Origin of the sequence: Pseudomonas sp. DTU12.1 (genome assembly GCF_009873475.1) — a bacterium.
In the GTDB taxonomy this organism is placed as follows: Bacteria; Pseudomonadota; Gammaproteobacteria; order Pseudomonadales; family Pseudomonadaceae; genus Aquipseudomonas; species Aquipseudomonas proteolytica.
In genome coordinates this window covers 4,072,039-4,098,367 of the sequence record NZ_CP045254.1, presented here as the reverse complement: position 1 = coordinate 4,098,367, position 26,329 = coordinate 4,072,039, and the positions used below count along the sequence as shown (strand labels likewise).

The following is a 26,329-nucleotide window of genomic DNA, read 5'->3' as shown; positions in this document are numbered from 1 at the left end:
ACATGTTAACTATTGCCCGACAAAAACAATAAGCCATTGTGGAGACACCCATGGGTATCCAACAGAGTGCACAACAGGGGCTCGACACCTGGAACCGCGACTTGCGTGCGATGTGCGGCCACTTCGACACCGAACTGGCTTTCAACCGTTCGTTGTTTATCGGCGAGTTTTCCATGCTTTCAAACGGCGGGTTGCCCTTGGCCAGCCTGCGTACCAATGCCGGCCTGATCAAGCGCCAGGTTTCCAATCCCGACCATGATAATGACCAGGATTGTTTTTTGGTCAGCCAGCGCAGCGGCTATTCGCAGATCGTGCAGAACGGCCAGCGGGTGCAACTGGCCCCTGGCGAACTGCTGCTGATGGACTCGGTGGGCTCCATTGAAATCACCCCGTTCGGCTTGATCGAACATACCTCGCTGTCGTTGCCGCGCGCTCAGGTGTGCAAGCAGATGGGCAGCCAATCGAAGACCTTTGGCAAGATTTCCTCCAGCAAAGCCTGTGGGCGCATGTTGCATGTATTGATGGACCAACTGTGCAAGGGCAGCGAAGGCGCCGAGGATGAGGTCGAGGCGTTGCAGTGTGCGTTTGTGTCGCTGCTGGGCTCAGCCCTGGAGCAGGACGACGACGCGCGCGACGATACCAGCGCGTTGCAAGGCAACAACCTGCGCAGCTACGTGCAGAAAATCATTGATGAGTCCCTGAGCCAACCCGGCTTGAGCCCCGTTGGCCTGGCCAGCCGGCTGAACATCTCGGTGCGTCATTTATACCGGCTGTTCGAGGAGCAGGACGATAGCGTCTGCCGCTACATCCAACGTGCGCGCCTCAAGCGCAGTGCTGATGACTTGACCAACCCGTTCCTGCGTAGCGAATCGATCACTTCGATTGCCTACAAGTGGGGCTTTACCGATTCGGCGCACTTCAGCCGTTCATTCAAGAAGCAGTTTGACCTGTCGCCCAAGGCGTTCCGTTCCAGCCGGATGGCCTGAACCCCATTCATCAACCACCGAATGTGGGAGTGGCGGTGCGACGATTCGACTTGCTCGTGAATGCGGTGGGTCAGTCAATATATGTTCTGACTGAACCACCGTATTCGCGAGCAAGCCCGCTCCCACTTAGAGCAAAGCAGTTATACGACCGCGAAGTAGTGTTTGACGAAACTCTCGCTCAGCACTTCCCACAGCACGGGCGTGCCCTGGGTCACGAACCAGCTGTCGCCCGCTTTGTAGGTGGTGGTTTGGCCGCTGGCCTCGTCGGTCAGGCGCACTTCGCCGGTGACTACCGTGGCCTGTTCGTTGAACGGGTAGACCATGCGGAACTTGCCTTGGGTGGTGCCGAAATAGGCGCTGCTGACCGGGTCGGTCGGCGCACCGAAGGTCATTTTGCCGAAGGCCTTGAGTTCGCCGGCGAGGATTTCGGAGCCGAGGTCGGCAACGGTGCCCCAGGCGTCGAGTTCAGACAGCTGGATATCTTTCTTGAGGGTAACGAGGGTCATGGCAGTTGCTCCAGAGGGATAAAAAAGGGGTTAGCGGCGACCATTCCAGTAACCGGACAGTTGGTGCCAGGATTTGCCAGCCGTCAGCAGCAGCGGGCGGATTGCGTCCTTGCCGATAATCGTCGGGCGGTGGATCGAGCTGACCAGGTCATAGCGCGCCGAGCCTTCGCTCATGCCTTCGGCCAGGACCTTGCAGATGATGTGGCTGGGGGTGACGCCGAAACCGGAATAACCCTGGACGAAGAACGCATTGCTGCGCCCCGGCAGGGTGCCGATCTGCGGGAACAGATTGGGGCTGCAGGCCATCGGGCCGCCCCAGGCCAGGTCGATTTTCACGTCCTTGAGGTAGGGGAAAATCTTCAGCATCAGCTTGCGGTTCCAGGCCTTCAAATCGCCGGGAATGTGCTCCACCAACGGCGTGGCGGCGCCGAACAACAGGCGGTTTTCATTGGTCACCCGGTAGTAGTCGATCACCGGGCGGATATCGCTGTAGGCCCCGCGAATCGGGCTTATGCGCTGGATCAGCTCTTCGCTCAACGGCTCGGTCATCATCTGGAACGCGTAGGTATTGATGGTCGAGCGATGCAGTTCCGGCTCCAGTTTGTTGAGGAAGCTGTCACACGCCCATAGCAGTTTGCTGGCCTTGACCGAGCCGCGCCCGGTACGCACGGTGATGCGCTCGCCGTAGCTGACTTCCAGCGCCGGGCTGTTCTCGAAGATCCGCACGCCATGCCCGGCCAGGGCAGTGGCCTCGCCCAGCAGCAGGTTCAACGAATGCACATGCCCGCCGCCCATGTGCAACAGGGCGCTGCTGTAGGCGTCGGAGCCGATGATCTGCTGGACATCGGAGCCGCCGAGGAAGCGGATCTCATGCTTGCTGTTGATCGACTTGAAGTCTTTTTCCCAGGCCCGCAGGGTCTTTTCCTGGCGGGCGTTGAAGCCCATATAGCCGTAGCCGTGGCAGAAGTCGGCGTCGATGTTGTACTTGGCAATACGGTCCTTGATGATGTCGGCGCCCAGGTCGCTGATCTCGAAGACCTGGCGCAGGCCGTCCTCGCCGACGTCGTTCTTGATCTTCTCCAGGTCATGGCCAATGCCGGCCATGATCTGCCCGCCATTGCGCCCGGTGCCGCCAAAGCCCAGGTAGCGCGCTTCCAGCACGACGATATTGGTGATGCCCTTTTCCGCCAGCTCCAGGGCGGTATTGATCCCGGAAAACCCGCCGCCAATCACCACGACGTCGGCCTCGATGTCTTGTTCCAGGGTGGGAAAGCTCAGGTTGTACTTCTTGGTAGCGGTGTAATACGTGGGGGTTTCAATATTGATCATGGCGCAGCCTGAAAAGTGAAGGGAGGCTCTAAAGCAGATGTCTTCATTAGGGGCCTTGGCGGGATCAATGTCTTGATCCTGCGTGCCGGGGCTTTTGATTCAGCGCGCCATGGACGTGCGCGACCACTAAGTTATAGCGCGAGCGCGGGGCGGGGATGTTAGAGTTTCGTTAAAACATTAACTAAATATCACGTGATCCTGACTCTATGCTCAAACCCCGGCAGTCCCTGACCCTCACCCTGTTGCAGGCCCGCGAAGCGGCCATGAGTTTTTTCCGCCCCTCGCTGAACGAACATGGCCTGACCGAGCAGCAATGGCGGGTGATCCGCATCCTCAATCAACACGACGAACTGGAGATTTACCAACTGGCGGAACTGGCCTGCATCCTCAAGCCGAGCATGACTGGCGTGCTGGTGCGCATGGAAGCGGCGGGGATGATCCATCGGCGCAAGGCCGAGCAGGATCAGCGGCGGGTACTGGTGACCCTGGCGGACAAGGGCCGGGCGAGTTTTGCGTCCATGAGTCAGTGCATGGAGGCCAACTACCAGCGCTTGCAGGAGCAGTTGGGGGCGCAGAAATTGCAGACCTTGCTGGGGCTGCTCGATGAACTGAAAAACATCAAGCGCTGAAACACCACACATCCAAAAGGTGGGAGCGGGCTTGCTCGCGAATGCGTAGTGTCAGTCGATATATTCGCCGGCTGAACCACCGCTTTCGCGGGCAAGCCCGCTCCCACATTTTGCACCTGGGGTGTTTGGAAGGGATCAGTACACGCCACCAGTACCGACTGGTGACGCTGTACCTTTGAATTTCTCCACCAACCCCTGCAACCCGCGCATCAGCACCGTGGTATCCACGCCCACCGCGACAAACCCTGCGCCCAGCTCGATATAACGCCGGGCCAGTTTTTCATCGGCACTGAGAATGCCCGCCGCCTTGCCCGCCTGGCGAATCCGCGCAATGGCGTCCTCGATGGCCGCTTGCACGTCAGGGTGTCCCGGATTGCCTCGGTGCCCCATGGACGCACTCAAGTCCGCCGGGCCGATAAACACTCCATCGACGCCCTCGACGGCGGCAATCGCATCGAGGTTGGTCAGGCCTTGCAGGCTTTCGATCTGCACCAGCAGGCACATCTGCGCGTCGGCCTGGTCCAGGTAGCCGTCGATGCTGTTCCAGCGCGAAGCCCGCGCCAGGGCGCTGCCCACCCCGCGTATGCCCTGGGGCGGATAGCGCATGGCGCGCACCAGCTCCCGGGCCTGGGCGGCGCTTTCGACCATCGGCACCAATAAGGTCTGTGCGCCGATATCCAGCACCTGTTTGATCAGCGCGGTATCGCCGATCACCGGGCGAATCACCGCTTCGCTGGCGTAGGGCGCCACCGCCTGCAATTGGCCGAGCATGCCGCGCAGGTCATTGGGGGCGTGCTCGCCGTCGATCAACAGCCAATCGAAACCGGCATTGGCCGCCAGTTCCGCGCAGTACGCGTCAGCCAGCCCGAGCCACAGGCCGATTTGCGCTTCACCGCTATTGAGCCGCTGCTTGAAGCGGTTGATAGGCATGTCCATGAAACAGTCCTCCTGGGGTCAGACGAAACGGCAGGAAATCGAGCCGAGCATGTCGTAGTCGACATGGAAGGTATCGCCTGGGCTTGCCGCCACCGGCCGGGTAAACGAGCCGCCGAGGATGATCTGCCCCGGCAGCAACGTGACGTCGTAGGGCGCCAGTTTGTTGGCCAGCCAGGCCACGCCCTTGGCCGGATGGTTGAGCACGGCGGCCGAGACCCCGGACTCTTCGATCACGCCGTTGCGGTACAGCACCGCCGGAACTTTGCGCAGGTCGATCTCGGTCGGCCGCACCGCGCGGCCACCCATGACCACGCCAGCGTTCGCCGCGTTGTCGGAGATGGTGTCGAACACCTTGCGCGTGGCCTTGGTGTGCGGGTCGATCTGCTGGATGCGCGCGTCGATGATCTCCAGGGCCGGGATCACCCACTCGGTGGCGTCGAGCACATCGAAAATCGTGCAGTTGGGGCCCTTGAGCGGCTTGCCGAGGATGAAGGCCAGCTCCACTTCGACCCGCGGCACGATAAAGCGCTCGAACGGGATGTCGGTACCTTCCTCAAACAGCATGTCGTCGAGCAGCGCACCGTAGTCCGGTTCGGTGATGTTGGACGACACCTGCATGGCCCGCGAGGTCAGGCCGATCTTGTGCCCGACCAGCTTGCGCCCGCCCTTGATCTTCTGGGCGACCCAGGCGCGCTGGATGGCGTAGGCGTCCTCGATCGTGATGTCCGGATGATCGAGGGAAAACTGGCGTACCTGTTCGCGGCTGCGTTCGGCATGGTCCAGCTGGGCGGCGGCTTGGAGGATGAGCTGTGGATCGAGCATGACGAGGGTCTCTTACTGAGGGTTGACGATGGCAGCGTTGGTGCGCAACACCAGCAGGCCGCCAAGGGCGATAAACAGTGCCAGCACGTACAGGGCGAGGCTGGCGCTTTGGGTGGTGTCGCGCATCCAGCCGATCAGGTACGGCGCGAGGAACGAGGCGATGCTGCCAAACGAGCTGATCATGGCGATGCCGGCGGCCTGGGTGCAGTTGGACAGGAAGGCCGGTGGCAGTTGCCAGAACATCGGCAGCGCGGCGCTGGCGCCCATACCGGCGACGATCAGGCCACCCATCACCACCAGCGAATTGCCCGGTGCCAGGCCGGCCACGGCAATCCCGACGGCGGCCATCAGCAGCGGCACACACAAGTGCCAGCGGCGTTCGCGGTTGCGGTCCGAGGAGCGTCCGCAGCCGATCATGAAAAAGCAGCCGGCCAGGTACGGCACGGCGCTCAGCAGGCCGACCTGGCTGTCGCGGCCGATGCCGGCGCCGTGGATCAGGGTGGGCATCCAGAACGCCAGGGTGTTGACCGCCAGCATCACGGCAAAATAGATCGCCACCAGCAACCACACTTGCGGGTCGCGAAGGATGCCGCCGAAGGAGGTGATGGACTTGCGCTTTTCTTCGGTGCTCAGCTGTTCGCGCAATTGTTGCTTTTGCGCGGGCTCCAGCCATTTCACCGTTTCAAAGCTGTCCGGCAGGTACTTGAGCACCACCAGGCCCAGCAGCACCACGGGCGCGCCTTCGATCAGGAACATCCACTGCCAGCCGCGCATCCCGCCAAAGTCGTGGAAGTTTTCCAGGATCGCCCCCGAGAGCGGCCCGCCAATCACCCCGGCCATGGGCACGGCGATGGCGAACAGGGCGGTGATCTGCGCCCGGCGGCGCGCCGGGTACCAGCGGTTGAGAAACACCAGGATCCCCGGGAAGAAACCCGCTTCGGCCACCCCCAGCAAAAAACGCAGGACGTAGAAGCCGGTGGAGCTTTCGATCCACAGCATGCTGGTGGACAGGATGCCCCACACCACCATCAGGCAGGCGATCCAGCGCCGTGGCCCGACGCGGTCCAGGGCGATGTTGCTGGGCACGCCGAACAGGGCGTAGGCGATAAAGAACAAGCCGGCACCGAAGCCATACACCGTGTCGCTGAAGTGCAGGTCGCTGCTCATCTGCATCTTGGCGAACCCGATGTTGATCCGGTCCAGGTGGGCAAACAGGTAACAGATCAGCAACAACGGCATCAGTCGCCAGGTGACGGTGCTGTGGGTGCGATCATGCTCGGCAAGGGTGACGCTGTGGGTGGTATTGGCTGTGCTCATGATGTTGTACTTTTTGTCTGAGAGGCCGTTGTGGAGGCGAGACTGCCCCGTCAAGCGAATGGAACCCACTGTAGGCGCGAGCTTGCTTGCCAAGGCCTCGAGGCCATTGCGGTTATCCAGCAGGCACGCGTTATCGTTGACGATCTTCGCGAGCAAGCTCGCTCCTACAGGTGATCTCGTTCAGTCGATGGATGTCAGCCCGCCTGGTTGCTTAAAAACGCGTGGATGTTGTTTTGTTTGAAGTTCAATTGCGGGTGCAGCTCGATCATCTCGAACGACAGGGCCAGCAGCCGCTGAGCCTGCAGGGCGGCGAAGTGTTCGGTGATCACCGCGAACAGCGCCTCGGCCACGGTCTGGCGGGTGGCCAGGTCACGTCCGTGGCCGACCTTGAGGGTCATGTGGACGAAGGCGTAGTCGTGCTTGCCGTCGGCCATGCGCCAGGTGTCCAGGCGTACGGCGCGGCTACGGATGCCGCCCAGGGGGAACACGCCACTGTCTCCCAGCACCTGGTGGACCTTTGCAAACAGCCCCGGCAGGTCGGCCTGGGATTCGAGGTTGTCGGTGTATTCGGCGATGAAATGCGGCATGCAAAGCCTCCTTCTGTGCGCGATTCAATGTGGGAGCTGTCTCGCCGGGCGAGACCGCTCCCACATGTATTCAGAGCGGGAAAATGGCGTTGATCTGGCCGGTGCCGGAGCTGCCGAACGGCTCGGTGATAATCTCTGCAGGGCGGTTGTACTCAGGCCCGCCGAGCAAACCCAGGAGCATCGCGGTGTCGTGCATCTTGCCTTCGCCAAAGCAGTGTTCGGCGTAGTCCGGGAGCATCGCGCAGAACTCCTTGAAGCGGCCTTCGCGCCACATCTGCACCACGTGCATGTCCACTTGCTTGTCGAACTCGCGAGTCCAGTTGTGGATGTTGGCTTCGGCCTCGCGGTCGTCGGAGAAACGGTGCGACAGAGAGCCGGACGCCAGCACCAGTACCTTGCGATCACTCTTCTCGATGGCCCGGCGCACGGCGGCACCAAAGGCAAAGCTGTCTTCCAGGCGATGCCAGGCGCACCAGGCGGCGATGGAGACCACGTTGAATTTCTGTTCTTCGGGCACATCCATGTGCATGTAGCGCATGGGCACCAGGGTGCCGTATTCCAGCTCCAGGCTCGGGATGTTGTGGTTCATGCTGCGCACCCCGGCCAGGTTGGCCTCGGCGGCGATCAGCTCGCCCAACTCCGGGCAGCCGGGGTAGGCGTACTCCATGTTCTTGATGAAGTGCGGCAGCTCATTGCTGGTGTAAGTGCCCTGGAAACGCTCGCCACCGTTGATGTGATAGCCGCTGTTGACCAGCCAGTGCACATCGAAAACCACGGCGGTGTCAGCCCCCAGTTCACGGGCGCGGCGCCCGATTTCCTTGTGCCCGGCAATCGCCGCGGCGCGGCAGCCGTGATGCTTGCCCGGCAGTTCCGACAGGTACATGGAAGGCACGTGGCAGATTTTCGCCGCCAGGACTACTTCACCCATGATCGTTCTCCTGATTTCATTATTCTTGTTGGGTTGTAGGAGCCGGCTTGCCGGCGACGAATGCACACGTCGCTTGCATCGCCAGCAAGCTGGCTCCTACAGACAGCGTTCATGCAGTTACACGCCCCAGCGCGGGATGTGATGGCTGCCCATGGAGATGCACACGTTCTTGATCTCTGCGAAAACTTCGAAGCTGTACTGGCCGCCTTCACGGCCGGTACCCGAACCCTTGACCCCGCCGAACGGCTGACGCAGGTCGCGCACGTTCTGGCTGTTGATAAACACCATGCCGGCCTCGATGCCACGGGCCAGGCGATGGGCCTTGCCGATGTCCTGGGTCCAGATATACGACGCCAGGCCATATTCGGTGTCGTTGGCCAGTTGCAGGGCCTGGGCTTCGTCCTTGAAGGGAATCAGGCACACCACCGGGCCGAAGATTTCTTCCTGGGCGATGCGCATGTTGTTGCTTACATCGGCGAATACGGTGGGCTGGATAAACTGCCCGCGTGCCAGGTGTGCCGGCAGGTTGGCCGGCCGTTCCAGGCCGCCTGCCACCAGGTTTGCGCCTTCTTCGATGCCAATCTTGATGTAGCCGGCGACTTTGTCATAGTGGGCTTGCGTGATCATCGAGCCCACCTGGGTGTTCGGGTCTTGCGGGTCACCGACAATCAGGCGCTTGGCGCGGGCGGCGAACTCGGCGACGAACTGCGGGTACACGCTTTCCTGGATAAACACCCGGCTGCCGGCGGTGCAGCGCTCGCCATTGAGCGAGAAGATGGTGAACAGCGCCGCATCCAGGGCGCGTTCGAGGTCGGCGTCTTCAAAAATCAGCACCGGCGATTTACCGCCCAACTCCATGGAGTATTTTTTCAGGCCGGCGGTCTGCATGATTTTCTTGCCGGTGGCGGTGCCGCCGGTAAAGGAAATCGCCCGCACATCCGGGTGGCGCACCAGGGCATCGCCGGCGGTGGCGCCGTAGCCCTGGATCACGTTGAGCACGCCCTTGGGGATTCCCGCTTCGAGGGCCAGGCGTCCCAGTTCGTTGGCCGTCAGCGGCGACAGTTCGGACATCTTCAGGACCGCTGTGTTGCCCAGGGCCAGGCACGGTGCGGTCTTCCAGGTGGCGGTCATGAACGGCACGTTCCACGGCGACACCAGCGCGCACACACCCACCGGTTGGTACAGGGTGTAGTTGAGCATCTGGTCGTCCACCGGGTAGCTGTGGCCGTCCATGCGCGTGCAGACCTCGGCGAAGAAATCAAAGTTGTGCGAAGCCCGTGGGATCAGCACGTTCTTGGTCTGGTGGATCGGCAGGCCGGTGTCCAGGGTTTCCAGTTCGGCCAGGTGGGGCACGTTCTGTTCGATCAATTCACCAAGCTTGCGCATCAGGCGCGCACGCTCCTTGGCGGGGGTATTGGCCCACTTGGGGAAGGCTTCCTTGGCGGCGGCCACGGCCTGGGCGACTTCTTCGGCGCCGCCGCTGGCCACTTCACCAATCGCCTCGCCGGTGGCCGGGTTGTAGTTGATGAAGGTGTCTTTGCTTTCGACCTCACGGCCGTTGATCCAATGTTTGATCATGGTGCTCAAGCCTCTTTGGCGGCGGCAAAAAAGTCCGCCTCGCTGACAATTCGGTTGACCAGGCGGCCGACGCCTTCGACTTCCACCACCACTTCATCGCCGGGCACCACATCGGCCAGGCCTTCTGGGGTGCCGGTGGCGATCATGTCGCCGGGTTGCAGGGTCATGAAGCTGGACAGGTATTCGATCAGGTAGGGGATATCGAAAATCATGTCGCGGGTGCTGCCTTCCTGGCGCAGTTCACCGTTGATCCAGGTGCGCAGGGTCAGGTTGCTCGGATCTGGCACATCGGCCACATCGACGATCCACGGGCCGACCGGGGTGGTGGCGTCGCGGTTTTTCACCCGCAGGTTGGGGCGGTAGTAGTTTTCCAGGTAGTCGCGGATCGCGTAGTCGTTGCACACGGTGTAGCCGGCCAGGTACTCCAGGGCGTCTTCGCGCTTGACGTTGCGCGCCGGCTTGCCGATCACCGCCACCAACTCGCACTCGTAGTGCATGTAGACGATGTTGTCGGGGCGCCAGGTGACCTGGTTATGCCCGGTGTAGGTGCCCGGCGACTTGACGAACGCCAGCGGCTCGGTCGGTGGGGCGAAGGCCAGTTCGGCGGCATGGTCGGCGTAGTTCAGGCCCAGGGCGAACATATTACCGGTGGCCGGTGGCAGCCACTCGACCTGGTCTTCGGCCAGCAACCGGCCGTCAGCCAGGCGCACAGCATTGAAATCTTCGACGTGGGCCTGATGGACCTGGCCTTCAAAACGGATGCGCGCGTGTTTCATGGCTGTTCCTCGGCCTGGATGTGGTTGACCAGGCGGCCCAGGCCACTGATCTCGACTTCGACGGTGTCGCCGGGTTGCACATCCACCCGGCCTTCAGGCGTACCGGTGATCAGCACATCGCCTGCATGCAGGGTCATGAATTCGCTGATCTCGGCGATCAACCGGGGAATATCACGCACAAAGTTGGCGGTGGTGTTCTGCTGGCGCAGCTCGCCGTTGACGAACAGCTTGAGGCTCAACTGATGAGGGTTGGCGATCTGCTCGCGGGCCACCAGTTCCGGGCCAAGGGCGCAGAACCCGTCGCGGCACTTGGCTTTGACGGCGGGGCGGTAGTAGCTGTCTTCCGGCAGGCTGAATTCATTGACGATGGTGTAGCCCGCCACATAATCCAGAGCGTTTTCCACGCTGACGCGGCTGGCATTTTTGCCGATCACCACGCCCAGCGCCGGGCCAGGTTGCAGGCGCTGGCCAGCCGGATGAAGCACTACGCCGTCATGACCGTTGCGCGTATTGGGCGTCTTGATAAACAGCACCGGCTTGACCGGCGGCTTCTGGTACGGCGGCTGTTCGAATTCAGCGAGACGCTGGTTCAGCAAGCCCTGGTAGTTCAGCGCGACGCCGAACAGGGTGCCGCTGGCAACATCATGCAGGGTACGGCTCATGGATTTCTCCTGGCGATGGCGACTGCTCTGGAGGCAGTTCGTTAATGTGTTAACGTTATAATTAATATGTTAACTACCGTCAAGCATGGCAAAATCATCGGGTGCAAAAAACAATAAAGAGATGCCCGTGAAACCGATCCCCAACATCAACATCGGCCAGGTCTACGACCAGCGCTACAGCGATGCCGACGTGCATTACGACCGGCTCGGCAACCTGGCGGGTTTTTTCGGGCGCAATATGCCCGTGCATCGCCATGACCGGTTTTTCCAGGTGCATTACGTCAAGAGCGGCGCGGTGCGGGTCTACCTCGACGACCAGCAGTACCTGGAATCCGGGCCGATGTTCTTCCTTACGCCACCGACGGTGGCCCATGCGTTTGTCACCGAAGCCGATGCCGACGGCCACGTATTGACCGTACGCCAGCAACTGGTGCGGGCGCTGATCGATGCCGACCCAAGCCTTGCCCCCGGCCCGCACGTGCCACCGGCCTGCGTCGCGCTGGCCCGCCTGGCGCCGCAGTTCCAGCCCGAAATCAAGCGGCTGGAGTGGCTGTTTGACGAGCTGTGCAACGAAATCAACAGCGCCGGCGCCGGTCGCGCAGTGGCCCTGGAAAGCCTGACCCGGTTGATCATGATCAGCTTGCTCAGGCTCAGCGCCAATTCCCTGGAAGCACGCCCGGCGCGCCATGAAGACCTGCGCATCTTCCATCGCTTCAATGAGCTGATCGAAGACCACTATCTGCTGCACTGGCCGCTGTCGGCCTATGCCGAAGCCATCGGCGTCACCGAAGCGCGGCTCAACGACGTGTGCCGGCGCATAGCCGACCTGCCGTCCAAGCGCCTGGTGCTTGAACGGCTGATGCAGGAAGCCAAGCGCCTGCTGCTGTTTACCGGCAGTTCCGCGAATGAAATCTGCTATCAACTGGGCTTCAAGGACCCGGCCTATTTCAGCCGGTTTTTCCAGCGCTATGCACAGATGACGCCGGGGGAGTACCGCCTGCGCCAAGCGGGCCTGCGCTGATCACCACAACGCCAGGCTGTAGCCGATGATGATGCGGCTTTCGTCGATATCGCTGGTCAGGCCGTTGCTCGAACGCAGGGTCGCGTTACGCAGCCTGACATTGACGTTTTTCAACGGCCCGCTCTGCACGGTGTAGGTCAGGTCGGTATCGCGCTCCCATTCGCGGCCATTGCGCACGCTGGCGGTCCGCACATGGCTGCCATCCACATAGCGGGTCATGAAGGTCAGGCCCGGCAGGCCGAGGGCCGCGAAGTTGTAGTCGTAGCGTGCCTGCCAGGCATCGGTCTGGGCCTTGGTGAACACGTTGATGGTCACCAGGTTGACGGAGTAGGGGTCCAGGCCCGGGTAGGCGAAATCGCCGTCGCCTGAGAGGTTCTGGTAGCCCAGGCCGAATTTATGGGCCCCCGTCGACAGGCTCAGCATGCCGTTGAAGAAACGGTTGTCGATCCGCCCACCGTCCACCCGTGAGGCGCTACGCAGTGCTTGGCTGCCTTGCTCGCGGGTGTCGAAGTAACGCAGGTCGCTGCGCAGGCTCATGCCGTTGGCCAGCGGCAGGTCGTGCACCAGGCCGATAAAGTGCTGGCGGTAGATATCCTGCATCTGCGCGTAGTAGTAGGTGGTCGCCAACTGTGGGGTGATGGCGTAGGTGCCACCGGCCAGGTCCAGGTGGCTGCTGTCGACGCCGGCGTAGCTCATTTGGTCGTTGCTGGAGGAGTCGCGCAGGTTCTGTTTTTCCAGGCGGCCGAGGTTCAGGGTCAGGCCGGCAATGTCCTGGGACGTGACCAGTTCACCGGTGTAGGTCGAGGGCAGGAGCCGAGTGTCGTTGTAGGCGGCCACGGGCAACTGCGGCTGCAGAGTGCCGGCCTTGAGCACGGTTTTCGCTACCCGCACCTTGGCCGTCAAGCCCAGTTCGCTGTAGTTGTCGACAGGCTGCTGGCTGGCGCCATACGCCAGCAGGCCGGTGCCACGCCGGTCGCGGCTGGAGTCGAGCTTGACGCCCAATTCGCCCAAGGCATCCACGCCAAAGCCCACCAAACCTTCGGTGTAGCCCGACTCCAGGCGCAGCACAAAGCCCTGGGCCCATTCATCGGCCTTGTTCTGTGGGGCGTTGGTCTGGCGAAAGTCGCGGTTCATATAGAAGTTGCGCAGGTCGAGGCTGGCCTTGCTGTCCTGGATAAACTCGGCGTAGGCGCTCAAGGGGCTGAACGTAGCGCACAGGCCGGCGCTGGCCGCCAGGGGAAGGAGGCGCAAATGCATGACAGATTCCTTTTGTTGTTTTTGTAGGTATCGCCCTTCGGATCACTCAAGGGAGTGGCATATTGTTAACATGTTATATTTATTATGGGTAGGTAATTTATGCGCCTGAAAAATAATTCGTGTCGAGGTTAACGAGTTTGTGCGGCGGCCGGCTTGCATGCCCGGGGAGGCGACCCTAAGCTTCGACGCTTCGATCTCTTTTGCGCGTGAACCATGTCCACTCCCAGACCTTCCCTGACGCTGACGCTGCTGCAGGCCCGCGAAGCCGCCATGGCGTTTTTCCGCCCGTTGCTCAACGAACACCAACTGACCGAACAGCAGTGGCGGGTGATTCGTATCCTGCGCCAGCAAGGTGAACTGGAAAGCCATCAACTGGCGCACCTGGCCTGCATCCTCAAGCCGAGCATGACCGGGGTGTTGGCGCGCCTGGAGCGCGATGGCATCGTGCGCCGGCGCAAGTCCAGCGAAGACCAGCGCCGCGTGTTCGTGAACCTCACCGAGCAGGGGCAACAGTGCTTCGTCGAGATGAGCGCGGGGATGGAAAGCAACTACCAGAAGATCCAGGAGCAGTTCGGCGAAGAGCAGTTGCAGCAACTGCTCGAGCTGCTCAACCAGCTGAAAAACATCAAGCCCTAAGCCCTTGTAGCAGCCGGCTTGCCGGCGCCCGCAGACAGGTCGAACAATAATGGAAAGACGGCAATTCAGTGGCGGCATGAAAGGCAAGAACCTGCGCTACCTGAATGAAACCCCGGGCCAGGCACCGCGCCTGGTCCTCGCAGGGTTTGTGTTGTTGGAGCATTTTTCCCTGCCCGCATTCACTCAGGCGCTGGACACCCTCATCACCGCCAACCTGCTGCGCCCGGGGTTGTTCACCTCGCGCACCTTCGGCCTGGACGAGCAGGAGGTGATCAGCGACCTGGGCTTGGTGATTCGCCCGGACGCACGCCTGGACCACAGCGCGCTGGCCGACCTCGACCTGCTGGTGATTTGCGGCGGCTACCGCACCCAGCTCAAAGCCAGCGAAAGCTTTATCGAACTGCTCAAGGCCGCGGCGCAACAGGGCGTGATCCTTGCCGGCTTATGGAACGGGGCGTGGTTCCTGGGCAAGGCCGGGGTGCTCGATGGCTATCGCTGTGCCATCCACCCGGAACACCGCCCGGCCCTGACGGAAATCGCCAAGGCCACCCAAGTCAGTAGCGAGCCGTACGTGATCGATCGTGACCGCCTCAGTGCATCGAGCCCATCAGGTGCGTTCCATATGGCCCTGGACTGGATCAAGAGCCTGCACGACAAGGCGTTGGTGGAAGGGATCGAAGATATCCTGGCCTTTGAGGAGTCGCGCTACCGGCGGATCAAGCCCGCAGAAAACATCTGCGTGAGTGCGCCGCTACGCGAAGTGGTGCGCCTGATGGATGCCAACCTCGAAGAGCCCCTGGCCCTGGAACAACTGGCGGTGTATGCCGGGCGCTCGCGGCGCCAGTTGGAGCGCCTGTTCCGCGAGCAATTGGGGACCACGCCGCAGCGTTATTACATGGAGCTGCGGATCACCGAGGCCCGGCGCCTGCTGCAGCACACCGAGCTGTCCCAGGTCGATGTGCTGGTGGCCTGCGGGTTTGTGTCCCCCAGCCACTTCAGCAAATGCTACAGCGCCTATTTCGGCTACCGCCCGTCGAAGGAAACCCGGCTGGTCAAATAGCGGGCCGCTACACAGCGTGCGTCGCCGGTTTGCTTGCCGGCGCGCGCTTGACGCAATGCGCCAGTGCCTGCTCGATATCGGCCAGCAGGTCCGCGATGTCCTCCAGCCCCACCGACAAGCGCACCAGCCCTTCGGCAATCCCGTGCTGGGCCCGCTCCTCTGGGGTGTAGGTGGAGTGGGTCATGCTCGCCGGGTGCTGGGCCAGGGACTCCGCGTCGCCCAGGCTGACCGCGCGGCTGAACAGTTTGAGCGCGTTCATGAAGCGCCTGCCCGTGGCGATGCCGCCCTTGAGTTCAAAGGCAATCATGCCCCCTGACAGCTTCATCTGACGTGCCGCCAACTCGTATTGTGGGAAGGAGCGCAGGCCGGGGTAGGTCACCGACTCTACCGCCGGATGGGCCTGCAACGCCTCGGCCACGGCCTGGGCATTGCTGCAATGGCGATCCATGCGCAGGGCCAGGGTCTTGAGGCCACGCATCAATAAAAAGGCGTCCTGGGGCGACAGCACGGCCCCGGTCAGATCCTTCAAGCCTTGCAGGCGAATGCGCTGCGCCAGGTCCTGGCGACTGACGGCGATGCCGGCGGTGATATCGCCGTGGCCGCTGAGGTATTTGGTGGCCGAGTGCACCACCACATCGGCGCCCAGTTCCAGCGGGCGTTGCAGGTAGGGGGTGCAGTAGGTGTTATCAATGACCACGGTAATGTTGGGCTGCTGATGGGCGATCTTGGCCACCGCGCCAATGTCGATCAATTGCAGGTTGGGGTTGGCCGGGGTTTCGCAGTAGATCATGCGGGTCGCGGGGGAGAGGGCGGCGCGCAGGGCGTCGAGGTCCGACAGGTCGACATGACGCACCTTGATGCCGAACTCGCCGATACCGTGGTGCAGCAGGGCGAAGGTGCAGCCGTATAACGTCTGGCTGACGATCACCTCATCGCCGGGCCGCAACAGGGTCCAGAACGTTGCTGCAATTGCGCCCATCCCGGAGCTGAACGCCACCGCCGCTTCGCCGCCTTCCAGGGTGGCCATGCGTGATTCGAGCAAGGCCAGGGTCGGGTTGGAGATACGCGTGTAAAAGTGCCCGCTTTCTTCGCCGGCAAAACAGCCCGCGCCGTATTCGGCCGTAGGAAAGGCAAACGTTGCCGACAGATAAATCGGCGGCACCAGGGCACCATGATGGTCTTGCGCATCGTAGCCGTAGTGGATCGCACGGGTAGAAAAGCCGAATCCGCTGTGTTTGTTGTTCATGTAGGACTCTCCTTATTTCCTACAATGCTATGCTCATAACCGAGGCTGAACGTTGCCTACTTTGCTGGGAAAAACCGGCGGCAAAGGATGAAAACCCATAAAAATAACTATTCGAGGCAAGACATGCCTGTAGGACTCGACCGTACCGACAAAGCCCTGCTCAACGCCCTGCAAGGCAACGCCCGCCTGACCGTTGCCGAACTGGCCGAACGTGTCTCCCTGACCACCTCGCCGTGCTGGCGTCGGGTCAAGAACCTGGAAGACAGCGGCGTGATCAGCGGCTACCAGGCGATCCTCTCGCCCAAGGCCCTGGGCTACGGGGTCACGGCGTTTGTCAGCATCATGATGGACACCCACTCCAAGGAAATCGCCCGGGCGTTTGAGCAGCGGCTGCTGGACATCCCGGAAATCGTCGCCTGCCATAACGTGTCGGGGCGCTATGACTTTTTGCTGGAAGTGGTGGCCAAGGACCTGGAGTCGTTTGGCGAATTTGCCCGCGAGGTGTTGCAGACGTTGCCATGCGTGAAGGAAATCTACTCGAGTTTTTCCTACAAGTCCGTCAGGCCGTTGCGGGTGATCCCACTGCCGGGGTGAGCGCGCTACCTCCTAAAGATGCCCAAAGGCTGATGCCCAGTCCTGGCTGTTGAGTACCCCGAGCACCTTGAGCTTGCCGTGGTTGCCGACTTGGACAAACAGCGAACTGCTGTATTCGGCGCCATCGGCGTGGGGATAACCCAACACCCGCTCCAGGTCGGCGATGCATTCGCTGTGGGTGACCAGCAGCAGGTTACGCCCAGCGGCCTTGCGCGCCGGCAGATCGTGGGCGAGGGCGGGGCCACACAAGGTCAAGCGGTCAGGTAACACGCGGGCGTGGTCAAACATGAACTGCGACGTTTGCAGGGTGCGCGTGGCAGGGCTGCTCAACACATCACTGTGGGACATGCCCAGGGTCTGGAATGCGGCACCCACTGCGGTCGCCGCCATACCACCGGATCGGGTCAAGCCATCTGGAGGGCCCAGGCAGGGATTGCTGGAACGATCGCAGCGTTCTGCATGACGCACCAGCACGATCAGGTTGCCATTGCGCCAAGCTTCCAGGGCCCCCGAAGTGACCAGGCGATTGTCGATGCCAAGGTTCTGCGGTGACGCAGGCCAGAGCATCGCGCCCATCACCGCCAGGCACAGGGCGATGAGTGCGATAAAACGCAGCCACAGTTGTTTGAGGGGTTTTGCCAGGCGCCGATCGGCGAGGAGTTTGGCCTGGATCATGTCAACCACACTGTTCACCCTGGGGAGTTCTACATTGCTGATTACGTCGGCAGGCAATCTAGCGTTCGGCGCGTGGCCGGGCAGTGAAATCAATGTGAAAAAAACGCGGTTGTCGCAAGGCGATGTTCGCGGTCGTTTCTGTAGGTCTGCGGTGCTTGAAAAGTAGGCAACTTCCCAAACTTCATCGCCTAGCCGTTTTTCATCCCCGGGCTTGTGCCAGGCCCGTTCTGCTTACATATATTCCTACGCCCTATTCATTGCATCAGGGATGCGGGCGATGGCGCAGGCGTATATCAATGACCGGACCATAGATTTTCACAGCTTGAAATCCAGTTTGCTCAAGGGCTCCCACCACCCGTTGTCGGCGCAGTTCGATGCGTTGAACCTGCACTTGCGCCATGGCCTGGTCACGCCAGGGCAGATGGTGATTATTCCCGACGACTACGGCGTGGCCTGCAGCGCCAACGATGCCTGGTTGATGCGCCACGCCGAGCAAATCCGCCGCGGCCTGGAACAGGACGCGGCGCTCGGGACAGCAGTGGTCGGCCAATATGATTTGCTGCAAAGCCTGCTTGGCTACAGCTCACTGGGCGTAGGCAGCGCCACCTCGGCATGGGGCCGGCACCTGGATGAGGTCAGGCACACGCTGGAGGAGGTCGAACGGTTGCATCGCCAGCTTAAGGACGGCGTGCTGGACCGTAACAACTTCGTGCGCCACCGCCAGGTGTTGTTCAACAAGCTGGAGGTGCAACTGCAAGGCGCGGCGCGGTTTGGTACCAGTTTGCAGAGCCATCAATCGTTGAAAAAGGTGCTGGGGATTTCGACCAAGAGCTATCTGCATAAAAGTGAAATTGTGGGTTACACCCAGCGCATCAAGAGCATTGCCCAGACGTCGAAGTTTTTGGGCAATGGCACGTATGTTGGGCTGGCGCTGGATGTGGGGGTGGCGGGGTTGGAGATCAAGGAGGCGTGTACGAAGGATCGGGGGGAGTTGTGTAGCAGGGCGAGGTATGTACAGGGGGGGACGTTGGTGGGCGGGGTTTCGGGGGCTGTGATGGGGGGGATGATTGCGGGGCGGATCAGTGGGAGTGCTTGCAAGATAGTTTTAGGTGTCGCGTTGAAAGGGCAGGGGCAATTGATGTGCGCGATTGTTGCTGGTGCTGTTGGTGGGAATAGCGGGGGGGCTTTGGGTGGGGTTGTGGGAGAAGAGATGGGGGATTTTCTGTACAAGCCAGCAGGAATATAGATATGTCGTTATACACATTGATCCTGATAGTGCTGGCACTTGGAATGTATGTTTCCCTGGGCCTGACTTTGTACGGTCAGTACAAGAAACTGGATGAGTTGGAAAGCTATTTCAGCGAAAACGAAACAGTCCAGTACTACAAGCGGTTTTGGGGGAGAAACAAGCTGATTGATAGAACCATGCGCATGGGCGTGTTCGTGCAGTTCTTCACGTGGCCCGGTCACTTTGTGAAAAGTGGTGAGACGACCAGGGAAGAGCTGGACTCAGTCCCTTTGGCACTCAAGCGCTGGGCAACGTGGCCCTTTTACTTCTCGGTCATCTATTTCATGGCGTTGACGACCTGGGTCGTTTGGCGCAAGTGGTAGCCGAGCAAACCAAAGCCCAGCAGCGCCTGGGCTTTGTCGTTTCTTCCTACTGCGCTCATCGGCTCCTTCCCGCATTTATCTGAAAAAATACTGTACATCCATACAGTCATATCCTACAGTCCATCCCAGGTGAACGGATTTCACCGCGCACCTAAGCCACAAATTTTTTAACTATGGATGGATAAAAAATGAAATCGAAAAAAGCCTTTATGCTGGGCGCGGCCATGGCGGCCTCCTGCTTCGTTTCGGCCTTTGCCCTGGCCGAGCAGTACCCTTCCCAAGCCCCGGCCAAGCTGTCCGCCCAGGCGGTCAAGCATGCGGTCGACCAGGCGCTGAAAGTGGGGGGCAAGGTTGAGTCGTCCAAGCTTGCGGGCGAACTCAAGCAAAAACTCCAGGCGGCCAAGGCCGGCAAGGCCAAGGCGGTGGCAAGCAAGGCCGCAGCCAGCAGCGCGCCGGTGGATACGGTGGTTGATGCGCTGCAAAAACCTGGCGAGAAACAACTGCAAGGCGCAGCGATTGCAGCCTTTGCCCCCCTGTTCCCGACCCTGGATATCAACACCCTGTACAACGTGACCGGCGTGGAGACCGGGGCGGAGGTGGCCTATCACTTCAACCTAGCGCAAAACGCGCGCATCCAGGTCCAGTTGCTGAACCAGAGCGCCGGCACCGATATGTCGTTGAGCCTGTTCCATGACGACGGCCAAGGCAACCTGACGCTGCTGGGCACTTCTGATAACGCAGGCAGCGCCGACGAATACCTCAACGGCGTAATGCCCGCCGGCGATTATTACTGGTACATGGTGGCCAACACCGCGAGCAACTCGCAGTTCAGTTTTGGCGTGGCGGTGGACAGCAATATCGACGCCTTCGAGCCCAATGACACCGCGCAAACCGCGTTTGCGTTGCCGGATGCGCTGAACCAGGTGGCCGGTAACCTCGACAGCGTCAACGATGTCGATTACTTCGACTTCACTTCGCTGCGTGGCCAGGGCGTGGGCATGTTCCTCGGCGATGACGGCGCGGGCACACGCGAGCAGTGGATTTTCGAGCGCTTCGATGGCAACAACTGGGTCGTGATCCAGCCCAACAACACCTCCACCTACCCAAGCCTTACCCCGGGCTACGTCGTCAAGGTGCGGGTGCGGGCCAACCCGGCAGTGGCGCTCAACCCACAGGCGCGATACATCTTGTCCTTTGGCTCGGCGCCGCGCCTGAACCAGAGCAATGTGAATGGCGACAACGTGGTGCGTATCCCCAGTTCGATCATGCAACTGGCCACCCAGGCTGCTCGCAGCCTGAGCTGGAGCACCCAGTGGTCGGACAGCACCGGTGAGCCGCTGCGTGGCGTGACCCCGGTGCTGCGGGTCGACAAACGCTTCGACAACACCATCAACTACCACTGGGTCGACTACGAGGCCAAGACCGGTGTCACCGGCGCGGCGTCCGGCAACGTCGACCTGGGCACCTGCTCCGGCGATCTCAATGTGGTCTACCCGGACAGCTCGTCCGGCCAGACTTACAACTGGCGCACCTGGTTCAACATGGGCGGCTGGCGCATTGAGCTCAAGGAGTTCCCGGGTGTTGGCGTAGGCGGCAATATTTCGCAGTACGTCAGCCTGGGGCATATCTGTAGCCAGACCATCGTACGTTGATCCTGTAGACGCCGGCTTGCCGGCGACGAAGCCCTCAAGTGTTGCATTGACCTTGAGGGCTTCGTCGTTTCCTACAAAGCCAATGCCAGTTTCAGCGGCAAGCGCGCCATGCTGGTGTTCTTCAGCGAACCCAGGTACAGCCACTCACCCTCTTCGCGGGCGCTGGTGATGGGTGAATAGTTGCCCGCGCTGCCATCCTGCAGGTTGGCCACCACCTGACCATTCACATCCAGCCCCAGCACAAAGGCTTTGCGCTCGATGGGCTTGGGCACCACCATCAGCGCCCGCACCATCATCTTGCGTATCGCGGGGTAGCCGGCCAAGCCATCGAGCAGTGGGTTACGCGGCGAATACAGCGCCACCCAGAACCGATCCCGGCCATTGAAGGTGAGGTTGTCCGGCAGCCCCGGCAGGTTGTCGATAAACAGGTCATGGGTACCCGCCTTGTCGCCCTTGAGCCAATAGCGACTGATGCGATAGGCCCCGGTTTCATTGACCAACACATAGCTTTCATCTGGCCCCAGGGCCACGCCGTTGGCGAATTGCAGATGATCGAGCAAGACGTCGGTCTGGCCGTTGCTGAAGTCATAACGCAACAACCGACCGTCGCCACCATGCTCGATCACCGCTTCACCATCCTGGCCATAGCCCCAGCGGCTGGAGGCATCGCTGAAATAGCCAAAGCGTCCGGCGGCGTCCACCGTCACATCATCGGTAAACCCGAAGGGTACGCCGTTGGCGCTGGTGCTCAGGGTGCTCAACGTGCGCTGGGCGTCCAAGGCCAGCAAGCCCTTGATCCCATCGGCAATGATCAGGCGCCCGTCGGGGTGCAGTGCCAGGCCCAGTGGGCGGCCACCGGTGTTGGCCAGCACTTCCAGGGTCTTGCTGTCTGGCGCGGTGCGGATGATCCGCCCGTCATGCAGGCCGGTGACCAGCAAACCCTGAGCATCCACTAGCAATGCCTCGGGCCCGGCGATGTCCTGGGCGCCAATGCGCTGGACATCCTTCAGGCGCTGGTTCTCGCTATAGGGCCCCGTTTGCAGGGACGGAGCCTTGGGCGGGGCCCAGTTGACCGGCTGGACCTCGGTGGGCATCAGCAGCAAAAAGGCGACGATGGCGATCAATACCAGCAACAGCAGATGACGGATTTTTTGGCTCATGGTGCTTCCCGAGAGTCTTTGGAGGGGGTTGAGACGGGCTCCCAGTGCAGCGTGCCGAACAGATAGTCCATCAATGGCAGCACGATGTTGAAGTTGCGTCCTTGCATCAATTCGCGGCGGTGGTGCAACGCATGGAGTTGGTGCATATGGCGGATCCATGGCAAGCGGGCCAAGGGGTGCCCGGCAGGCAGGTGTTCGCAGGCATGGAAGGTTTCGTAGAGCAGGTAACCGAGGATCATGCACCCGGCGAACAGCCCGGCGACGTTCGGGTTGAGTTGCTTGAGCAGCCACCAGGCGGGGAGGGTGATGGCCAGGCTGTGGAGCACGATCAGCCAGGCCGGAAACAGAATCACCCGCCAGTCCCTGGGGCTGTCATAGGTCATGTGGCCGGGGGTGAAGAAGCTGTGGTGATCACCGGTGTGGCGTGCATAAAACAGCTTGGCAAACCCATGTTTGTGATGGCCCAGGTGGCGATGGACGAGGTAAATGCACAGGTTGAAGAACACCAGTGTCAGGGGCACGGTCAGCCATTCCCAGGCTTGAATCCGTTGGGTGCTGCCCCAGGCCAGCATGATGCAGAGCAAACCGTAGCTGAGCACAAAGCCGGCATGCAGCCACGGGTTATAGCGCGGGTGGACAGCGGCGCGGTAGCGTTCGCGAAAAGCCTCGGTGGGATGGGTCATGGCGGCGCTCGTTATATTTTTTGTTGGGGACCAAGCTTAGTCCGGCCTGCCAATTTTGCGAACTGAGCTCGCCCCGACAGGCGCAAGGGGCTTGCACCTGCCTCATTTACTTGCTAGCTTCTGCCAAAATGTTAACGATAACATTTGCTCTAAAAATAAAAACAAAACAGAGACCCATGCCATGAAAATGCTTCGCAAAACCCTGTGTTTGTTGGCTCTAAGCATCTCCACCGTCGCCCTGGCCGACACCCGGCCTGCGCCTCTGCGTATTGGCGCTTCCTTCCAGGAAATCAACAACCCGTACTTCGTCACCATGAAAGATGCCCTGCAAGACGCAGCGGCGACCATCGGCGCGCAATTGATCATCACCGATGCCCGCCACGACGTGTCCAAGCAGGTCAGTGACGTCGAAGACATGCTGCAAAAGGGCATCGATATCCTGCTGATCAACCCCACGGATTCGGTGGGCGTACAGTCCGCCGTCAAATCGGCCCATGCCGCCGGTGTCGTGGTGGTCGCGGTAGACGCCCAGGCCGATGGCCCGCTGGACTCCTTCGTCGGCTCAAAGAACTTCGACGCCGGCTTCCAGGCCTGTGAATACCTGGCGAAAAACATCGGTGACGCCGGCAATATCGCAATCCTCGACGGCATCGCCGTGGTGCCGATCCTCGAGCGCGTGCGCGGTTGCAAGGAGGCTGTTGCCAAGCATCCGCAGATCAAGATCGTCAGCATCCAGAACGGCAAGCAAGAGCGTGACCAGGCACTGACCGTGACCGAAAACATGCTCCAGGCCCAACCCACCCTCAAGGGCATTTTCAGCGTCAATGACAACGGCTCCCTTGGCGCACTGTCGGCCATCGAGGCCAGCGGCATGGACGTCAAACTGGTCAGCGTCGACGGTGCGCCGGAAGCGATCAAGGCCATCCTCAAGCCTGGCAGCAAGTTCATCGCCACCTCGGCGCAATACCCGCGCGACCAGATCCGCCTGGCCCTGGGCATCGCCCTGGCCAAGAAGTGGGGCTCGCAAGTGCCCGCCACCCTCCCGGTGGATATCACTCTGATCGATCAGGCCAAGGCCAAGGACTTCAGCTGGTAAACCGTCCGCGCCCCACGTCAAGCGTGGGGCCCTGGGCACCCTTCTGAACGAGAGGTCGGCGGCATGAGCAGTCTTTTGCAACTGGAAAACATCTGTAAACGCTACCCGGGGGTGCAAGCCCTCAAGTCCATCAACCTGCAGGTGGAGCGCGGCGAAATCCATGCCTTGCTCGGGGAAAATGGCGCGGGTAAATCGACCCTGATGAAAATCCTCGGCGGGGTCGAGCACCAGGATGAAGGGCGCATCCTGATCGACGGCCAGGCGCAGCAGTTCGCGACCTATCGTGACGCGATTGCCGCTGGCATCGGCATTGTGTTCCAGGAGTTCAGCCTGATTCCTTACCTCACGGCAGTGGAAAACATTTTCCTCGGCCACGAGCTGAACAACCGCTTCGGCCTGCTGCGCAAGCGCGATATGCATCAAGCGTCCCAGGCGTTGTTCCAACGCCTGGGCGTGAGCATCGACCTGCAATGCCCGGTCAAGCACCTGAGCGTGGCCGAGCAACAGTTTGTCGAGATCGCCAAGGCCCTGGCCCTGGATGCGCGGCTGTTGGTGCTCGACGAACCCACCGCGACCCTTACGCCAAGCGAGGCCGAGCTGCTGTTCGAGATCATGCGTGAGCTCAAGCGCCAGGGCGTGGCCGTGATTTTTATCTCCCATCACCTCGAAGAAATTTTCCAGGTGTGCGACCGCATCAGCGTATTGCGCGACGGCGGCAACGCCGGCGTGACGGATGTGGCGGACAGCGATATCGACCGCCTGGTCGAGATGATGGTGGGCCGGAAACTGGAATGCAGCTTCCCCCCCAAACCCACCGCCGCGCGCGGGCCGTTGCTGCTGGAGGTCAAGGACATCCAGCTCAAGCGCAACGGCCCGCACAACCAGTTCCAGCTGCACCAGGGCGAAATACTCGGGTTTGCCGGGCTGGTCGGCTCGGGCCGCACCGAACTGGCCCTGGGCATGATGGGCGCGCTGGCGTCGGTGACCAAGGATGTGTGGCTGCGCGGGGTAAAAGTCAGCCTCGACGACCCGGCCCAGGCCTTGGCCCAGGGTATCGGCCTGCTGCCGGAAAGCCGCAAGAGCGAAGGCCTGATCACCGATTTCAGCATTCGCGAAAACATCTCCATCAACAACCTGCGCAAATACCAGGGTGCCTGCGGCCTGATCGATAAGACCAAGGAGTGCGCCAGTGTCGATGAGCTGATGCGCCAGCTGTCGATCAAGGCCCCGAGCGGCGAAAGCCGGGTGTTCAACCTCAGTGGCGGCAACCAGCAGAAAGTAGTGATTGCACGCTGGATCAACCATCACTGCGACGTGCTGGTGTTCGACGAACCCACCCGTGGCATCGACGTCGGCGCCAAGGCACAGATCTACGCGCTGATGCGCAAGCTCACCGAGCAAGGCTACGCAATCATCATGATTTCTTCGGAGCTGCCGGAAATCATCGGCATGTGCGACCGCGTCGCCGTGTTCCACAAAGGCGCGATCGTCAAGGTACTGGAAGCGTCCGCCGTCAACCCACAAGAGGTTATGCGCCATGCAACAGGGGGCTCAAGTGAATACGTCCATTAACCGCGCCGAGACCGGCTGGCTGCGCCTGAACCTGGCGCGGCTGGTGCGCTCGCCGGCGTTTTATCCATTTATCGGGCTATTGGTGGTCACGGCCGTGATGATCGTCGCCAGTGACACTTTCCTCACCGCCAGCAACCTGTCCAATATCGCCCGCCAAGTGTCGATCAACGCGATCATCGCGGTGGGCATGACCTGCGTGATCCTGACCGGTGGCATCGATTTGTCAGTGGGGCCGGTGATGGCCTTGTCCGGCACCCTGACCGCCGGCCTGATGGTCGCGGGCCTGCCGCCGGGCCTGGCGATTGGCGCCGGGTTGTTGATCGGCGTGGCGTTTGGTATCGGCAACGGTCTGTTCGTGGCCTACCTGCATATGCCACCGATCATCGTCACCCTGGCGACCATGGGCATCGCCCGTGGCTTTGGCTTGATGTACACCGACGGCTATCCGATTTCCGGGCTGCCGGAGTGGTTCGCGTTCTTTGGCCGTGAAAGCCTGCTGGGCATCCAGGTACCGATCCTGATCATGCTGGTCACCTATCTGGTGGCCTATGTGCTGCTGCAACACACGCGCATCGGTCGCTATATCTACGCCATTGGCGGCAATGAAGAAGCGGTGCGCTTGTCCGGGGTGCGGGCGGCGCGTTTCAAGTTGCTGGTATACGGCCTCAGTGGCCTGACCGCGGCGATTGCGGGGCTGGTGCTGACCTCGCGCCTGATGAGTGGCCAGCCCAATGCGGGCATCGGTTTTGAACTGGATGCGATTGCTGCTGTGGTCCTGGGCGGCGCCTCGATTGCCGGTGGGCGCGGGGTGATTGTCGGCACGTTGCTTGGCGCCATGCTGCTCGGGGTCTTGAACAACGGCCTGAACATGCTCGGGGTCTCGCCCTATGTGCAGAGCGTGATCAAGGGCGCAATTATTTTGCTGGCGATCTTTATCAGCCGTCAGCGCCACAAGTAAAAAAACGCATCACCGCAACGCGGCCGCCGTGGCCGCGACGGGCTCTCTCATC

General features: G+C 61.2%; 27 protein-coding genes. 12 read left to right on the top strand and 15 right to left on the bottom strand.

Annotation, left to right across the window (positions count from 1 at the left end):
- The first annotated feature begins 50 nt into the window (after positions 1-50).
- Positions 51-986, top strand: coding sequence for a transcriptional regulator FeaR (feaR, locus tag GDV60_RS17910; protein WP_070995056.1), 936 nt, complete (start codon positions 51-53; stop codon positions 984-986).
- A 140-nt stretch (positions 987-1,126) separates the two neighbouring features.
- On the opposite strand, the gene GDV60_RS17905 is transcribed toward feaR, so the two are convergent.
- A complete protein-coding gene (locus GDV60_RS17905) occupies positions 1,127-1,492 on the bottom strand; it encodes a cupin domain-containing protein (protein WP_029294333.1) in 366 nt (121 codons plus the stop codon).
- 30 nt (positions 1,493-1,522) lie between these two features.
- The gene (locus GDV60_RS17900; RefSeq protein ID WP_029294335.1) at positions 1,523-2,821 is read right to left on the bottom strand and encodes an FAD-binding oxidoreductase; all 1,299 of its coding nucleotides are present in this window, start codon (positions 2,819-2,821) and stop codon (positions 1,523-1,525) included.
- 206 nt (positions 2,822-3,027) lie between these two features.
- Between GDV60_RS17900 and hpaR (GDV60_RS17895) the strand changes: the two genes are divergently transcribed.
- On the top strand, positions 3,028-3,450 hold the full coding sequence (gene hpaR, locus GDV60_RS17895; RefSeq protein ID WP_029294338.1) for a homoprotocatechuate degradation operon regulator HpaR: 423 nt from the start codon (positions 3,028-3,030) through the stop codon (positions 3,448-3,450).
- Positions 3,451-3,585: 135 nt separating this feature from the next.
- Here the strand turns inward: hpaR (GDV60_RS17895) and hpaI are convergent, their stop codons facing one another.
- From hpaI to GDV60_RS17855, 8 genes are all read right to left on the bottom strand, one after another.
- On the bottom strand, positions 3,586-4,386 hold the full coding sequence (gene hpaI / locus GDV60_RS17890; RefSeq protein WP_092238588.1) for a 4-hydroxy-2-oxoheptanedioate aldolase: 801 nt from the start codon (positions 4,384-4,386) through the stop codon (positions 3,586-3,588).
- 18 nt (positions 4,387-4,404) lie between these two features.
- The gene (gene hpaH, locus GDV60_RS17885) at positions 4,405-5,208 is read right to left on the bottom strand and encodes a 2-oxo-hept-4-ene-1,7-dioate hydratase (RefSeq protein WP_029294342.1); all 804 of its coding nucleotides are present in this window, start codon (positions 5,206-5,208) and stop codon (positions 4,405-4,407) included.
- 12 nt (positions 5,209-5,220) lie between these two features.
- Positions 5,221-6,525 carry an MFS transporter gene (locus GDV60_RS17880; RefSeq protein ID WP_159908303.1) on the bottom strand — a complete coding sequence of 435 codons (1,305 nt, stop codon included), beginning with the start codon at positions 6,523-6,525 and terminating at the stop codon, positions 5,221-5,223.
- Positions 6,526-6,719: 194 nt separating this feature from the next.
- Complete coding sequence (locus GDV60_RS17875) at positions 6,720-7,112, bottom strand: 5-carboxymethyl-2-hydroxymuconate Delta-isomerase (protein WP_070995053.1); 393 nt, start codon at positions 7,110-7,112, stop codon at positions 6,720-6,722.
- Between the two features lie 70 nt (positions 7,113-7,182).
- Positions 7,183-8,040: a 3,4-dihydroxyphenylacetate 2,3-dioxygenase gene (gene hpaD, locus GDV60_RS17870; RefSeq protein ID WP_029294348.1), complete on the bottom strand. Its 858-nt coding sequence runs from the start codon at positions 8,038-8,040 to the stop codon at positions 7,183-7,185.
- A gap of 117 nt (positions 8,041-8,157) precedes the next feature.
- On the bottom strand, positions 8,158-9,618 hold the full coding sequence (gene hpaE / locus GDV60_RS17865) for a 5-carboxymethyl-2-hydroxymuconate semialdehyde dehydrogenase (RefSeq protein WP_159908301.1): 1,461 nt from the start codon (positions 9,616-9,618) through the stop codon (positions 8,158-8,160).
- A gap of 5 nt (positions 9,619-9,623) precedes the next feature.
- Entirely contained in the window at positions 9,624-10,394 is a 771-nt protein-coding gene (locus GDV60_RS17860; protein WP_070995052.1) for a fumarylacetoacetate hydrolase family protein, read from the bottom strand.
- Entirely contained in the window at positions 10,391-11,056 is a 666-nt protein-coding gene (locus GDV60_RS17855) for a fumarylacetoacetate hydrolase family protein (protein WP_029294354.1), read from the bottom strand. The genes GDV60_RS17860 and GDV60_RS17855 overlap by 4 nt, the downstream gene beginning before the upstream one ends.
- A gap of 121 nt (positions 11,057-11,177) precedes the next feature.
- On the opposite strand from GDV60_RS17855, the gene hpaA reads away from it, so the two are divergent.
- Positions 11,178-12,077, top strand: coding sequence for a 4-hydroxyphenylacetate catabolism regulatory protein HpaA (gene hpaA / locus GDV60_RS17850; protein WP_029294355.1), 900 nt, complete (start codon positions 11,178-11,180; stop codon positions 12,075-12,077).
- Here the strand turns inward: hpaA and GDV60_RS17845 are convergent, their stop codons facing one another.
- Positions 12,078-13,334, bottom strand: coding sequence for an OprD family porin (locus tag GDV60_RS17845; protein ID WP_070995051.1), 1,257 nt, complete (start codon positions 13,332-13,334; stop codon positions 12,078-12,080).
- 213 nt (positions 13,335-13,547) lie between these two features.
- On the opposite strand from GDV60_RS17845, the gene hpaR (GDV60_RS17840) reads away from it, so the two are divergent.
- The gene (gene hpaR, locus GDV60_RS17840) at positions 13,548-13,970 is read left to right on the top strand and encodes a homoprotocatechuate degradation operon regulator HpaR (RefSeq protein ID WP_029294359.1); all 423 of its coding nucleotides are present in this window, start codon (positions 13,548-13,550) and stop codon (positions 13,968-13,970) included.
- 49 nt (positions 13,971-14,019) lie between these two features.
- On the top strand, positions 14,020-15,030 hold the full coding sequence (locus GDV60_RS17835) for a GlxA family transcriptional regulator (RefSeq protein ID WP_032866764.1): 1,011 nt from the start codon (positions 14,020-14,022) through the stop codon (positions 15,028-15,030).
- Between the two features lie 7 nt (positions 15,031-15,037).
- Here the strand turns inward: GDV60_RS17835 and GDV60_RS17830 are convergent, their stop codons facing one another.
- Positions 15,038-16,276, bottom strand: coding sequence for a methionine gamma-lyase (locus tag GDV60_RS17830; protein ID WP_070995050.1), 1,239 nt, complete (start codon positions 16,274-16,276; stop codon positions 15,038-15,040).
- Between the two features lie 123 nt (positions 16,277-16,399).
- Here GDV60_RS17830 and GDV60_RS17825 point away from each other — a divergent pair, with 123 nt between their 5' ends.
- Positions 16,400-16,870 (top strand): Lrp/AsnC family transcriptional regulator, encoded by a 471-nt coding sequence (locus GDV60_RS17825; protein ID WP_159908299.1) that lies wholly within the window; start codon positions 16,400-16,402, stop codon positions 16,868-16,870.
- Positions 16,871-16,882: 12 nt separating this feature from the next.
- Here the strand turns inward: GDV60_RS17825 and GDV60_RS17820 are convergent, their stop codons facing one another.
- On the bottom strand, positions 16,883-17,563 hold the full coding sequence (locus GDV60_RS17820; protein ID WP_256679315.1) for a histidine phosphatase family protein: 681 nt from the start codon (positions 17,561-17,563) through the stop codon (positions 16,883-16,885).
- 259 nt (positions 17,564-17,822) lie between these two features.
- Here GDV60_RS17820 and GDV60_RS17815 point away from each other — a divergent pair, with 259 nt between their 5' ends.
- The 3 genes from GDV60_RS17815 to GDV60_RS17805 all read left to right on the top strand — a co-directional run bounded on the left by GDV60_RS17815 (position 17,823) and on the right by GDV60_RS17805 (position 20,808).
- Entirely contained in the window at positions 17,823-18,791 is a 969-nt protein-coding gene (locus GDV60_RS17815; protein ID WP_159908297.1) for a hypothetical protein, read from the top strand.
- A gap of 2 nt (positions 18,792-18,793) precedes the next feature.
- Positions 18,794-19,156 carry a hypothetical protein gene (locus GDV60_RS17810; RefSeq protein WP_092238612.1) on the top strand — a complete coding sequence of 121 codons (363 nt, stop codon included), beginning with the start codon at positions 18,794-18,796 and terminating at the stop codon, positions 19,154-19,156.
- A gap of 188 nt (positions 19,157-19,344) precedes the next feature.
- On the top strand, positions 19,345-20,808 hold the full coding sequence (locus GDV60_RS17805) for a hypothetical protein (RefSeq protein WP_159908295.1): 1,464 nt from the start codon (positions 19,345-19,347) through the stop codon (positions 20,806-20,808).
- 71 nt (positions 20,809-20,879) lie between these two features.
- Here the strand turns inward: GDV60_RS17805 and GDV60_RS17800 are convergent, their stop codons facing one another.
- Positions 20,880-21,968 carry an SMP-30/gluconolactonase/LRE family protein gene (locus GDV60_RS17800; RefSeq protein ID WP_159908293.1) on the bottom strand — a complete coding sequence of 363 codons (1,089 nt, stop codon included), beginning with the start codon at positions 21,966-21,968 and terminating at the stop codon, positions 20,880-20,882.
- Complete coding sequence (locus GDV60_RS17795) at positions 21,965-22,651, bottom strand: sterol desaturase family protein (protein WP_070996395.1); 687 nt, start codon at positions 22,649-22,651, stop codon at positions 21,965-21,967. Before GDV60_RS17795 ends, GDV60_RS17800 begins: the two co-directional genes overlap by 4 nt.
- Positions 22,652-22,832: 181 nt before the next feature.
- Between GDV60_RS17795 and GDV60_RS17790 the strand changes: the two genes are divergently transcribed.
- The 3 genes from GDV60_RS17790 (at position 22,833) to GDV60_RS17780 (ending at position 26,277) form a co-directional block, all read left to right on the top strand.
- Positions 22,833-23,747, top strand: coding sequence for a substrate-binding domain-containing protein (locus GDV60_RS17790; protein ID WP_029293268.1), 915 nt, complete (start codon positions 22,833-22,835; stop codon positions 23,745-23,747).
- A gap of 63 nt (positions 23,748-23,810) precedes the next feature.
- The gene (locus GDV60_RS17785) at positions 23,811-25,319 is read left to right on the top strand and encodes a sugar ABC transporter ATP-binding protein (protein WP_070996394.1); all 1,509 of its coding nucleotides are present in this window, start codon (positions 23,811-23,813) and stop codon (positions 25,317-25,319) included.
- Positions 25,285-26,277 carry an ABC transporter permease gene (locus tag GDV60_RS17780; RefSeq protein ID WP_029293819.1) on the top strand — a complete coding sequence of 331 codons (993 nt, stop codon included), beginning with the start codon at positions 25,285-25,287 and terminating at the stop codon, positions 26,275-26,277. Before GDV60_RS17785 ends, GDV60_RS17780 begins: the two co-directional genes overlap by 35 nt.
- Positions 26,278-26,329: the final 52 nt, after the last annotated feature.